Annotated in this window: 11 protein-coding genes; 8 read left to right on the top strand and 3 right to left on the bottom strand. The window is 29.8% G+C overall.

From position 1 onward, the window contains the following. Positions 1-11: 11 nt before the first annotated feature. Together AQ1685_RS10335 and AQ1685_RS10330 are read left to right on the top strand one after the other, a co-directional pair. On the top strand, positions 12-1,070 hold the full coding sequence (locus tag AQ1685_RS10335) for a helix-turn-helix domain-containing protein (RefSeq protein WP_095071892.1): 1,059 nt from the start codon (positions 12-14) through the stop codon (positions 1,068-1,070). Positions 1,071-1,133: 63 nt separating this feature from the next. Beyond that, positions 1,134-1,679 (top strand): DUF4251 domain-containing protein, encoded by a 546-nt coding sequence (locus tag AQ1685_RS10330; protein WP_095071890.1) that lies wholly within the window; start codon positions 1,134-1,136, stop codon positions 1,677-1,679. Positions 1,680-1,681: 2 nt separating this feature from the next. On the opposite strand, the gene rlmF is transcribed toward AQ1685_RS10330, so the two are convergent. Both rlmF and AQ1685_RS10320 read right to left on the bottom strand, forming a co-directional pair. Continuing rightward, positions 1,682-2,539, bottom strand: coding sequence for a 23S rRNA (adenine(1618)-N(6))-methyltransferase RlmF (gene rlmF / locus AQ1685_RS10325; protein WP_095071888.1), 858 nt, complete (start codon positions 2,537-2,539; stop codon positions 1,682-1,684). A 154-nt stretch (positions 2,540-2,693) separates the two neighbouring features. Then, positions 2,694-3,284 (bottom strand): hypothetical protein, encoded by a 591-nt coding sequence (locus tag AQ1685_RS10320; protein WP_095071886.1) that lies wholly within the window; start codon positions 3,282-3,284, stop codon positions 2,694-2,696. 187 nt (positions 3,285-3,471) lie between these two features. Between AQ1685_RS10320 and AQ1685_RS10315 the strand changes: the two genes are divergently transcribed. Continuing rightward, positions 3,472-4,332 carry a winged helix-turn-helix domain-containing protein gene (locus AQ1685_RS10315; protein ID WP_157730180.1) on the top strand — a complete coding sequence of 287 codons (861 nt, stop codon included), beginning with the start codon at positions 3,472-3,474 and terminating at the stop codon, positions 4,330-4,332. A 58-nt stretch (positions 4,333-4,390) separates the two neighbouring features. On the opposite strand, the gene AQ1685_RS10310 is transcribed toward AQ1685_RS10315, so the two are convergent. Beyond that, a complete protein-coding gene (locus tag AQ1685_RS10310) occupies positions 4,391-6,598 on the bottom strand; it encodes a TonB-dependent receptor (protein ID WP_095071882.1) in 2,208 nt (735 codons plus the stop codon). 203 nt (positions 6,599-6,801) lie between these two features. Here AQ1685_RS10310 and AQ1685_RS10305 point away from each other — a divergent pair, with 203 nt between their 5' ends. From AQ1685_RS10305 to pdeM, 5 genes are all read left to right on the top strand, one after another. Next, positions 6,802-7,176, top strand: a complete 375-nt coding sequence (locus tag AQ1685_RS10305; protein ID WP_231970359.1) for a rhodanese-like domain-containing protein — start codon at positions 6,802-6,804, stop codon at positions 7,174-7,176. A gap of 61 nt (positions 7,177-7,237) precedes the next feature. After that, entirely contained in the window at positions 7,238-8,266 is a 1,029-nt protein-coding gene (locus tag AQ1685_RS10300) for a ligase-associated DNA damage response exonuclease (RefSeq protein ID WP_095071879.1), read from the top strand. Continuing rightward, the gene (locus AQ1685_RS10295; protein WP_095071876.1) at positions 8,263-9,849 is read left to right on the top strand and encodes an ATP-dependent DNA ligase; all 1,587 of its coding nucleotides are present in this window, start codon (positions 8,263-8,265) and stop codon (positions 9,847-9,849) included. The genes AQ1685_RS10300 and AQ1685_RS10295 overlap by 4 nt, the downstream gene beginning before the upstream one ends. Further along, positions 9,846-12,305 carry a ligase-associated DNA damage response DEXH box helicase gene (locus AQ1685_RS10290; protein ID WP_095071874.1) on the top strand — a complete coding sequence of 820 codons (2,460 nt, stop codon included), beginning with the start codon at positions 9,846-9,848 and terminating at the stop codon, positions 12,303-12,305. The genes AQ1685_RS10295 and AQ1685_RS10290 overlap by 4 nt, the downstream gene beginning before the upstream one ends. Then, a complete protein-coding gene (gene pdeM, locus AQ1685_RS10285) occupies positions 12,302-12,949 on the top strand; it encodes a ligase-associated DNA damage response endonuclease PdeM (RefSeq protein WP_095071872.1) in 648 nt (215 codons plus the stop codon). Before AQ1685_RS10290 ends, pdeM begins: the two co-directional genes overlap by 4 nt. Positions 12,950-13,031 lie beyond the last annotated feature (82 nt).

Here is a 13,031-nt window from a genome sequence, read left to right as displayed (position 1 = left end):
AAAATAAAGATGTGAACTTTTCTGATATACTTCTAATTATATTAAGTAGTGCTGGACTTCTACATGGTATGCTGTTTGCTGTTTACTTGATTTTTTTCAAAAAGAAAAAGAAGTTGACCAATACATTATTGGGGTTGATTTTAATCTTTATGGCTTTTAGGGTAGGAAAATCGATATTACTTTATTTTGGAGAAGATCTAGAGCCTACTTTTATAATTTTAGGACTAGCACTTTTGTTATTAATTGGCCCTTTATTGTGTTGGTATTTTAAAGCAATGACTATACCAGATTTTAAATTACTTAGAATTCACACTCTAGAACTTATTCCTTTTTTTGTCGTTTTTAGCTTGAGTTTTTTTATTCCAAAGAATTGGTTCAGTTCAAATAATAGAGAAACTGTAATCATTTTTGGCAGTATTCTCATTTTTATTTATTTGCATTTTGCTATTTATATTTTCTTAGCAAATAGAATATTAAGGCGTGTTAAAAAAGAAATAAATAAAGTACAAAGTAAATCTCAAAAGGCCATTATAAAATGGTTGAAAACACTCATTATTAGTTGTATAGTGATATGGGTTTCTTACTTTTTGAATATTATAGAAAATACAATACCATACATTTTTGGACCAATATTATACAGTATTGTTATCTATTTTTTAACATACCAAGCATTTAAATTGAACAGTGTAGATATAGATGGAGAAAGTTTTAAAGTTAATGATGATTTACTTTTTTTTAATAAAATTTCAAAATTGATTATTGAAGAAAAAGAATTTTTAAATCCTAGTATTTCATTAGTACAAATAAGTAAAAACATAGGCTTAACACCTCACAAAACATCCTCGGTAATCAACCAATACAGCAAGAAGAATTTTAACGACTTTATCAATTATCAAAGAGTAAATGAAGCAAAAGAAAAACTAATCTCTAAGGATAGTGAGCATTATAAAATTTCAGCTGTAGCTTTTGAGGTAGGTTTTAATAGTTTATCCTCATTCAATTCAGCGTTTAAAAAATTTGTAGGGGTAACTCCTTCTGTTTTCAGACAAGACAATAAGCTGAATGGTTAATTTAACAGTTAGTTTTCAAAGTTTTACTTGATTTTTAGTAATTTTATAGTAAAAGCGACTATTATGATTAGAGTATTTTACTTTTTGTTACTTATACTTTTAAGTGTTAGTTGTGCATCAACAAAAGAAAGTTACACAGCTGTACAATTGAAAAAGTTCAATGAAATTGTAGATGGTAAACCTTTTAGTATTAATTCTAAAAGAGCTTATCCTAGAGTTACAGCAGCTTTAAATTCTTTACCTGCAAATGTCTTTTTACCTAACGGAAATACAATTAACATGATCGATATTACAGGTCATGGAAGTGTTTTTAAATTTAGTAAAGATTCTATAACTATTGGAGATTTACCATATTATGGAGAACGTCAATTCGCTGGAAGTTATAATAATACAAATGTTGGAATTGAATTTGATGATAAAATTACGAATTACAAAACTTCGAAAACAAAGAGAGATAATCACCAAATAAAGTTTACAATTCGTGATAAAAACTCAAATACAGAAAGTTATGATGTAACTTTAGTCATCTATAAGAATTTAAAAACCCGAATGGATATCATTTCTACACATCGATTTCCAATTCAGTATTCTGGAATAGTTACAGAGTAATTTTAAAAGTTTTTAATGTAAGACCAAGCCAAAATTCTTGTGATTTTATTACCATGCTGCATCGGTATTACCCTATACTTTGCTTTTAGTTTAGATAGTTGTTTCTCTAACTTTGGCAAATGTTCTTTTTTAGAGACCAAACTCGTAAAATAACCTACTTGATTTTTAAACAATGTACTTTGTTTAATCATTCGTTTTAAAAATAAAGCTTCACCACCATTACACCACAATTCATTAGCCTGACCACCAAAATTAAGCTCAAAATCTTTTTTATTTAAATTATTAAGCTTGCGTAATGTTCCCTTTTTAGCTTCATTTTCAGAATTATGAAAAGGAGGATTACAGACTGAAAAATCAAAATAATCATTAACGTTTATAACACCTTCAAATATGTTTGCATTATTACTTTGATGAATTAAACTTACGTTTTTCTTTAATTTAGGTGTAAAATCAATGTTTTTTTGAGCAATTTTAATACTTTCAGCATTAATATCACATCCTATCATTTTCCAATTATAAACTTGACTTCCTAAAATACAGTAAATTGTATTTGCTCCAACGCCGATATCTAATCCTTTAATTTCTTGTTTTTCAGTAACAATATCAGCTATATGATGTATGTAATCCACTCTGCTAGGAATTGGCGGACATAAATATCCTTCGGGTAATTCCCAATTTGATACATTGTAATGTGCGATTAAAAGAGCTTTATTTAAAGCTACCACAGCTTTCGGATTACCAAAATCTATGGTAGTATTTTGATATTCATTTTTAAAAGTAAAAGCTTTTAAATCAGGATTTGCATCAGATAATTTTTCAAAATCGTAAGCAGAATCTTTATGTAAGTTTCTTGAATGCATAAGATTGTCAAAATTATCAAAAAAACGTCAGAGAACAGTTATCAATAAGCAACGAATAATATATTATTAACTGATAACTGATAACTGATAACTGATAACTGATAACTGATAACTGATAACTGATAACTGATAACTGATAACTGATCATTGACCACTAACATCCATCTCTACGAACTCTTAACTCACCATGTTCATGGACAATAATAAAAGGAATTTCTTCTAATGTACAACGAGGTTCAATAACAAACTTTATTACTCCTGTAACTGTGAAATTCTCTTTCGGTGTCAAAATTTTAAAATTCTTAATATAAATAGTATTTTCTTTTACCCAATTTACATAACCATTAACATATGGATGAGGATCAAAGGTTTCTTTGGATAAAGGAGATTCTAAAATTCCATCTTCTAATTCAATATGTTTACTTTCAGAAAACTCTACTCTAAATTTTCCTTTAAAATCACCTTTAGATTTTGGAGAAACAAAAAATGCACCTTGATGTAATAACATATCAATTTCTAAACTATGAGTATCTGTTCGTAGTTGAAAAGTTTTCATAGTTAGCTCATATGGCATATTGCTTTTTGAAATATCATATGGATAGTTATTATTGTAATAAGGACTCGTAAAATTATCTGTTTTTATATTTTGTGCCACTGATTTTTCTTGTTTCATTTCCACTTTATTTTCTTTTTTACAAGAAATTGAAAAAAGTAAGGTAATTCCTAAGATTATATATTTAATCATTTTTTTATTGATTTAATAATTAGTAATTTATGAAAAAATATCGCGAAATTTTATTTCATTTTTGATATCTCAAAGTTAGAATATGCTTATCCAAAAAGTGTCAAAAGAGTGTAAAAGAAGTGTCAAAAGCTATAAATTATCGTAAAATTATATGTTATTTGTTACAATGATTTATAAAAAACTTTTTTTGAGTTCTGTACGAATAATTGTCTTACTTTTTACGGTTAGTCTGATTTCTTGTAATTCATCTTCTACAGAATCTTATTTTTCAGAAATAGTAAAAGTTTCCATCCGACAAGTTGGTCATGAAATACTTGCTGCTAATAAAGATTTAACATCTCCTGTTTTACCAGTAAAAAAAGTTGATAATGCAACTTATGAAATAGCATTTCCTAGTGCTATAGAAATAGAACCAGATAAATTAGTAAAGTTAATTGAAACGAACTTTAAAAAAGCAAAATTACCAGAAGCTTATATTGTACAAGTATTTCAATGTGTTGATAATGAAGTTGCTTATAGTTATTTCATGAAAAAAAGAGTACAAGAAGGTATTATTCCTTGTGCAAATAGAATTTTAGCTAAAAGTTGTTATACAATTAGAATAAACTTCACAGAAGATGTTACAATGAGTTCAACTAATTATAAGAGTTATTATATCATAATAGTATTACTAATTGTAGTCACCATTATTCTCTTGTTATTATTTAAAAGGAAACAGCAAAGAAGTAAAAATACAGTAGTTGAACATGAAGTAAAACTAACTATAGGTAACTATTCTTTTTTACCAGATAGGAATATTCTTATTAGAAATTCTAATGAAATGAATCTATCTAAAAAAGAATGTGATTTACTCTTAATTCTTGTAGAAAATTTAAATCAAACTGTAAAACGAGAGGAACTAACAAAGAAAGTATGGGAAGATAATGGAGTAGTGGTTAGTAGAAGTTTAGATACTTATATTTCTAAATTACGTAAGAAATTGGCTGAAGACGAAACCATAAAAATTACCAATGTTCATGGAGTTGGATATAAACTAATTGTAAAATAAAAAAGACTCAATATTGTAATCGAGTCTTTTTAAATGATTTTGAAATTAGATTAAATCCCTAAAACCTAACAGAAATAGTTCCAGTTAAGAAAAAAGGAGTTCCAGGTGTAAAATGAATTTCTTCAACAGAATTTACTTCATTTTGCAAACGAGATTCTGTTGCAAATTGAGTTTCATTCCACTCTGTATCAAAAAGGTTTTTTACTTGTACACCAAATGTTATGTTTTTAAACTCATAACCAACATTTAAATCTGTTACAGTGTAACCTTCAGCAACAATAGAATTATCTTCATTTGCTGGTCTATCTTTAATATGTCTTAGTTGCGCGCTTCCAAAAAATCCTGATTTACTTTTATAGCTTAATCCGCTTGTTAACGTAAAATCTGGAGCCAAAGGAATAAAATCTTGTCCTTTTAATTCTTCTGAAGCTCTTGCGTGTGTATAATTTGCATCAAAATTGAAATAAAGTTGATCGATTGGTTCATATCTTAAACTAAAATCAATTCCCTGACGATTAGTTTTTCCGCTAGGTTCTACAATTCCTGCATCTCCAACATATACAAACTCTTGTTCTAAGAATAAATACCAATATGCTGTGTTAATTAAAATTTTAGGAATAGGTTTCCAGATAATTCCAGCATCAAATCCATAAGAAGCAGGTAAAATTGTATTTCCATTTTGAGCAACAACTACTCGAGTATCATTTGAATGAAAACCTTTACCTGTTTTTAAATAGAACTGAGTATTGTCATTATGATTGTAGAAAATGTTTAATTTCGGACTGACAACACTAGCTGTTTCAGACTGTGTTTCGTAATTCGTTTGTAAATTATCATTATACTGGAAATTGAAATAATCTAAGCGTAAAGCTGGATTTATAGTAAACTTTCCGAAGTTAAAATTAGCACTTACATAACTTCCAAGGTTTGTTTCATTGATATCACCAAACTGAATTCGATTTAAAGTTTGCCTACGATTTACTGTATTTGCTAATTCATTACCAAAACTTCTGTCATTTCGCAAGCTAATTCCAACAGAAAAACTTCCATCAAGTGAAGTAAAATTTTGTTTATAATCACTTGTTGCACCGAAAATTCTTCGAGTTTCTTTTTGTTTAATTTGATCACCGTTAACAGGATCATCTAAGAAAAAAGTGAAATTAGAAAACAATTCGAAATCATAACGATTATAAAAAACTTTGTTTTTAATAGAAGCATTTTCAGAAATTATCTTGTCGTAAGTAAGTAAAGCGTTAGTTCTGCTTGTAGAACCTCCTTCAGTATCGTCAATAGCACCAAAACGAGTTATTAATCCACTATCTACAGCACGTTGAGGAATTTGTCCAGAAGCATCCCATTTACTTGTAAAATGAGAAACAGTTAGTCCAACTTTATCATTGTCAGTTACATTTAAACTGTATTTTCCAAAAATATTTAATCTATTGAAATTTTGAGAACTCTCGAAATACCCATCTGTCAAAATATATTCTGAAGCAATATAAGCACTCTGTTTGTTGTTATTCATAATATTAAACATTCCTAATAAACGTTTTGTATTAAATTGACCCACATCTAGCTTTAATAAATTATTGCTTAATCTTTCTTTGGTTTTAAAGTTTACATATCCTGCTGTATTGAAGTTTCCTTTATCTGCATAATACGCACCTTTACCAAAATCTATTTTATCAACGGTTTCTGGAATTACAAAGTGTAAGTCTGCATATCCTTGTCCGTGTGCATGAGAAACCATATTTACAGGAAGACCATCTGCTGTTATTGTAATATCAGTTCCATGATCGATATCAAATCCACGAAGAAAAATTTGTTCTGCTTTTCCTCCACCTGCATGTTGGCCAATGAATAAACCAGGAACTTTTTGTAGAATTTCCTGTGAAGAATTTACTGGCGAAACTTGTATGTCTACATCTGCAATTACATTTAAAGCATTTAATTTTTTAGCAATGGTAATTTCTTCAAGCGATACTAAGTTTTCTTCTAAAGTTATTGTAATTGGTTTTAAATCATTTATAATGACTTGTTTCTTTTTGTAGTTGATATGACTTACAATTAATGTATCTCCAACTTTTACATGGTGTAAAATAAAAGCACCTCTATCATTACTATGCGTATGATGTTTATCACTTGAATTATAAATATGAGCCTCTATTATAGGAATATCATTTTGCGATATTATTTTTCCTTTTAAAGTTTGTGCTGAAAAGTGTTGTATAAAAAGTAAACTACAGATTGTAAATAGATACTTCATTTGGTTAATTTATTGGTTGGTTTTTTACTGTTTTTTGCAGGAAACAAAACTAAAGATATAAACCCATCTTTAGAAGCTTACAAAGCGAATTAACAGTTTATTTTTTTTGCAATAGAATTGTTAATTTTCGCTAAAATTTGAGATGATTCCTGATAAAAGTTTTAATTTTCATCATGAATATCAATTTGAAAATAAAACGATAGATGAAGCACATACTAACAATACTTATAATGACAATTTTTACACTTTCGTGCACGTCTAAAAAAGATTCAAATATAATCGTGTTAAACGTTTCAGAATTCAAAAAAGAAATACTCAATCAAGATATTCAATTAATAGATGTTAGAACTTCCAAAGAATTTAATCAAGGTCATATTCTAAATGCAAAATCAATAGATTATTTCTCATCAACTTTTAAAGCTGAATTAAATCAATTAAATAAAGAGAAACCTGTTTATTTGTATTGTAGAAGCGGAAAAAGAAGTGGAAAAGCCTCTAAAATATGCAGTGAATTAGGGTTTAAAAAAATTTATGATTTAAACGGAGGTTATTTAGCTTGGTCCAAAGAAAATAAATAAACTATTATAATAATGTCTTTAGAATTATTTTTTGTTTAATATTTTTTTAAATTTGTTAAACATGAAAATAGTTCGTTTCACTAAAAAAGGCATTTATTGTATTCCTGGAAAGTTTTATATCGATCCATGGTATCCAGTAGATTATGCGGTAATTTCTCATGGACATGCAGATCATGCACGTTGGGGAATGAAGCATTATCTCTGTCATACACACACCAAAAACATTTTAAAACATCGCATTAGTCCAGATATTTCTGTAGAAACACTCAATTACAATGAATCTAAAACGATAAACGGAGTTAAAGTTAGTTTTCATCCAGCAGGACATATTATTGGATCTTCTCAAGTTCGATTAGAATACAAAGGAAAAGTTGTAGTTTTTTCTGGAGATTATAAAATAAAAGAAGATAATTTAACTATTCCTTTTGAACCGATTACGTGTCACGAATTCATAACAGAAAGTACTTTCGGATTGCCAATTTATAAATGGCAAACAGAAGCAGCGATTCAATCACAAATTCATAATTGGGTGGCAAAAAACAAAGCCAATAATCGAACAAGTGTGTTTTTTGGGTATTCGTTAGGAAAATCACAACGTATTATGAAACTTTTAGAAGGATTAGATGAAATCTATGTTCATAATGCAATTCATCATATCAATACTGCAATTACAGCTTCAGGAGTTAAAATTCCAGAAACCATTCGTTTAGATGGAAATTTTAAAAAAGCGGATATTCAGAATAAAATTATCATTATGCCGCCAGCTTTGCTTGGAAGTAAAATGCTAAAAAGAGTTCCGAATGCAGCCACTGCAATTTGCTCTGGTTGGATGCAAATTAGAGGAAACAGACGTTGGAGAGGTGTAGATGCGGGTTTTGTAGTAAGTGATCATGCAGATTGGGATGGATTACTAAAAGCTGTGAAAGCTACAAATGCAGAGAAAGTTTATGTAACTCACGGATCTCAAGCTATTTTTTCTCGTTATTTAAATGAAATCGGAATAGAATCTGAAGAAGTTATTACCGAATATGGTAACGATCAAATAGAATCAGAAGAAAAGCAAATTGTAACCCAAGAAACAACTTCATGAAACAGTTTGCCGAACTTATAAATGCAATAGAAATCACAAATAAAACCAATGCAAAGATTGATGCATTAGTCGATTTTTTTGCAACAGCACCAGATAAAGATAAACTCTGGATGATTGCATTATTCACAGGAAAAAGACCTTCACGACCTGTAAAATCTTCGTTAATGAAATTATGGTGTGCAGAGATTTCTAAGCTTCCAGAATGGTTGTTTTTAGAAAGTTACAGTACAGTAGGTGATTTAGGAGAAACTTTAGCGTTATTATTACCTGAACCAGAAACAACAATCGAAAAGTCGTTACATGAATGGATGTTAGAATTAATTGCTTTAAAACCTAAAAGTGAAGAAGAAAAAAAAGAATATGTGATCAATGCTTGGAACGGATTACAAATGCAAGAACGATTGATTTTCAATAAATTAATTGGTGGAAGTTTTCGAATTGGTGTTTCAAAGAAAACCTTAGTCAATGCTTTAGCAAAGTTAACGAATATTGATGTAAATAAATTGATGCATAGCATTATTGGTAACTGGGATATCAATACAATTTCTTTTGATGAATTGTTATCAGGAACTCATATAAACTACGATAATTCGAAACCGTATCCGTTTGCTTTAGCGTATAGTTTAGAGAAAGAACTTGAAGAATTAGGCGATATAAATGATTGGCAAATAGAACATAAATGGGATGGAATTCGTGGACAAATTGTAAAAAGAAATAACGAATTATTTATTTGGAGTAGAGGAGAAGAACTAGTAACAAATCAGTTTCCTGAACTTGTAGAAGCATTTTCTACTTGGAAAGAAGATTTTGTTTTAGACGGAGAAATTCTGGCTATTAAAGATAGTAGTGTGTTGTTATTTAATGATTTACAAAAGCGATTGAACCGTAAGAATGTCACTAAGAAACTATTAGAAGAAATTCCTATCGGATTTTATGCTTACGATTTGTTAGAATATCAAAACGAAGATATCAGATCAGAAAATCTTGCTGAGAGAAGAAAGAAATTAGAAAGCATATTTCTAAACAATACGACCAATACCATTCAATTATCCAATGCAATTAAAGTAGATTCCTGGGATGAATTAGATGAAATTAGAAACGATTCTCGAAGGATTAATGCTGAAGGATTAATGCTAAAATCTAAAAATGCGGAGTATCATATTGGTCGAAAAAAAGGAACTTGGTGGAAATGGAAAATAGATCCGTTAACGATTGATGTAGTTATGATTTATGCGCAAAAGGGTAGTGGTCGTAGAAGTTCTAAATATACAGATTACACGTTTGCTGTTAAAAAAGATGATAGTTTAGTCACGATTGCTAAAGCTTATTCCGGACTTACAGATGCTGAAATAACTGAAGTTAGCCGTTGGGTAACAAAGAATGCTACAGAGAAATTTGGGCCAGTTCGTACAGTGAAACCTGAATTGGTTTTTGAAATTGCTTTTGAAGGAATCGCTTTAAGTAATCGTCATAAATCTGGTGTTGCACTTCGTTTTCCTCGAATTAAACGTTGGCGAAAAGATAAAACAGTAGCTGATATCGACACTATTGAATCTGTAAAAGACTTAATTTTTAATCAATGAGTACACTAGAAACAACTGAAGGATATAAAATTATTGAAGATTGGTTGTCTTCTAAAAACTTTTCACCTTTTGATTTTCAATTGAAAGCTTGGAAAAAATACGCTCAAAATTATAGCGGATTAGTCGTTGCACCAACTGGTTTTGGTAAAACTTATTCCTTGTTTTTAGCTGTTTTGATAGATTATTTAAATCACCCTGATCAATATAAAAAAGGCTGTAAATTATTATGGATAAGTCCCCTGAGATCTTTAGCAAAAGATTTACAAAAAGCAATGCAAGCTGCGATTGATGAAATTGGCTTAGATTGGGTTGCAGCTGTTAGAAATGGCGATACACCACAAAATATTCGTAGACAACAAGAACGAAAAATGCCAGATGTGTTGTTAACCACTCCAGAAACCATGCATTTGTTGTTTACACAAAAGAAAAATTCTAGATGGTTTAAGAATATTAGGTGTGTTGTAATAGATGAGTGGCATGAACTTTTGGCTACAAAACGTGGAGTTTTAACAGAGTTAGCTATAGCTAGAATTCGATCGTTAACCAAAGATTTACGAGTTTGGGGAATTTCAGCAACTATAGGAAACTTAGAAGAAGCAAAAACAGTTTTGTTACCAAACCCAGAATTGAAAACGACAATCATCACTTCTAAAGAAAAGAAAAAACTTAAAATTGTTTCTTTACTACCAGATGAAGTGGAATTATTGCCTTGGGCTGGACATTTAGGCGGACAATTGGTGAAAAAAGTGTTGCCAATTATCTATGAAAATACAACAACACTAATTTTTACAAATACTAGAAGTCAATCAGAGCTTTGGTACCAATTATTATTAGATACTGATCCAGATTTAGCCGGACAAATTGCAATTCATCATGGTTCTATTGATAAAAAACTACGAAATTGGATTGAAGATGCTATTAATGACGGATTATTGAAAGCCGTAGTTTGTACTTCCTCTTTAGACTTAGGTGTCGATTTTAAACCTGTAGATTGTGTGGTACAAATTGGTTCTGCCAAAGGAATTGCACGTTTTATGCAACGAGCGGGAAGAAGTGGACATTCACCAAACGAAGTATCAAAAGTATATTGTTTACCAACGCATACGTTACAATTAATTGAAGTTTCAGCTTTAAAAGAAGCGGTAAAGCAAAAAGATGTCGAAGCTAGAATTCCTGTGGTCTTAGCGTATGATGTTTTAGTTCAGTTCTTAGTGTCTTTAGCTGTAGGAGAAGGTTTTCAATGGAAAGAAACTTTTGAATTAATTCAACAAACACATGCTTTTGCTGAACTTACTGAAGAAGATTTTAGTTGGGCTATGCAATTTATTACGCAAGGTGGAAATACATTAAAAACTTACGAGGAATTTCATAAAGTGGTTTTTGAAGAAGAAACCAATTTATATAAAGTTACCAGTAGAAGAATTAGCATGTTACATCGAATGAATGTTGGTGCTATTGTTAGTGACGCCATGTTGAAAGTTCGTTTTATGAAAGGCGGATTTATTGGTATGATTGAAGAATTCTTTATTTCTAAATTAAAAAACGGAACTCCATTTGTATTAGCTGGTCGAGTTTTAGAAATTGTTCATATTAAAGACATGACAGTTTTTGTGAAGAAAAGTAACTCTAAGAAAGCGATTACACCGAGCTGGAAAGGAGGGAGGCTACCATTAACTTCATATCTGAGTCATTATTTACGATTAAAACTTAATGATGCTTTACATCCAGGAATTAGAGAGAAAGAATTGAAGTTTTTGAATCCGTTATTAACAACGCAAAATAGTAATTCTCATATTCCAAAGTCAGATGAGTTTCTGGTAGAAAAAATAAAAACAAAAGAAGGTTATCACTTATTTTTCTATCCGTTTGAAGGACGTTTGGTACATGAAATAATGGCATCATTAATTGCCTACAGAATTAGTAAATTGAAACCTATTACATTTACAATTGCGATGAATGATTATGGTTTTGATTTGTTGAGTGATCAAGAAATTCCTGTTTTTGAAGAAAATTTAGATCGTATATTGTCCAAAGAAAATCTCATGGAAGATGCAATAGCAAGTGTAAATGCTTCAGAAATGGCTAGTAGAAAGTTTCGTGATATTGCTGTAATTGCTGGTTTGGTTGTACAATCGCAACCCGGAGCAAGAAAAACAAATAAGAGTTTACAATCTTCATCAGGTTTAATTTTTAGAGTTTTGGAAGATCATGAACCAAATAATTTGTTATTTCGACAAGCCTATACAGAAGTGTTTAATGAACAGCTAGAACAAGCACGATTATTTGAAGCTTTCGATCGTATTTCGAAAAGTAAAATCATTTTAAAAGAGGCGAGAGGCTATACGCCTTTGAGCTTTCCTATAAAAGTTGATAGTTTACGAGATACCATGAGTAATGAAAAACTAGCAGATCGTATTTTACGATTACAAAAACAACATTATAAACTGATTCAGTGAATATTCTAACAGAAGATATTGAGTTTTCCAATACTAAATTGACCTTAACAAATCAACGAGTTATCTATTGGGAAGACAAAGAAACATTAATTTTATCTGACATTCATATAGGAAAAACAGCACATTTTAGACAACATGGAATTGCCGTTGCCGACACTATTTTACATGAAGATTTACAACGTTTATCAACTTTAATCACTCATTTTTCTCCTAAAAGAATTATTGTGGTTGGAGATTTATTTCACGCAAATTACAATTCGAATATTGAGATTTTTAAAGATTGGTTGGTTTCAATTTCACATATTAATAAAGTTCTGATCAAAGGAAATCATGATAAAATGTCTGAAAAGAAAATACAGAAACTCGGTTTTGAAACCGTTTCTTTTTTAAGAGATAACAAACTCACTTTTCGTCATGATTTAGATGATGGAATAGAAGGAGAATCTATAATTTGTGGTCATATGCATCCTGGAGTTCGTATTAAATTCAAAGGAAATCAATATATAAAATTACCATGCTATTTGGTAAGTAAAAGCCAATTAATTCTTCCTGCATTTAGCTTATTTACAGGCTTGAATACAAAGTTCGATCAAGAAGAAAATAAAGCCTATGCTTTTGATGATCAGTTGATTTTTAAAATATAAAAAAGATCTAGTACTAAAATAGAAACTAGATCTTTTTGAAGAACGGGTTAATGAAAAAGAACAGAAATAACTAAAAAACTAC

The sequence above is a fragment of the Tenacibaculum jejuense genome, from assembly GCF_900198195.1.
GTDB lineage: Bacteria > Bacteroidota > Bacteroidia > Flavobacteriales > Flavobacteriaceae > Polaribacter > Polaribacter jejuensis.
This window is presented reverse-complemented; position numbering and strand designations above follow the sequence as displayed.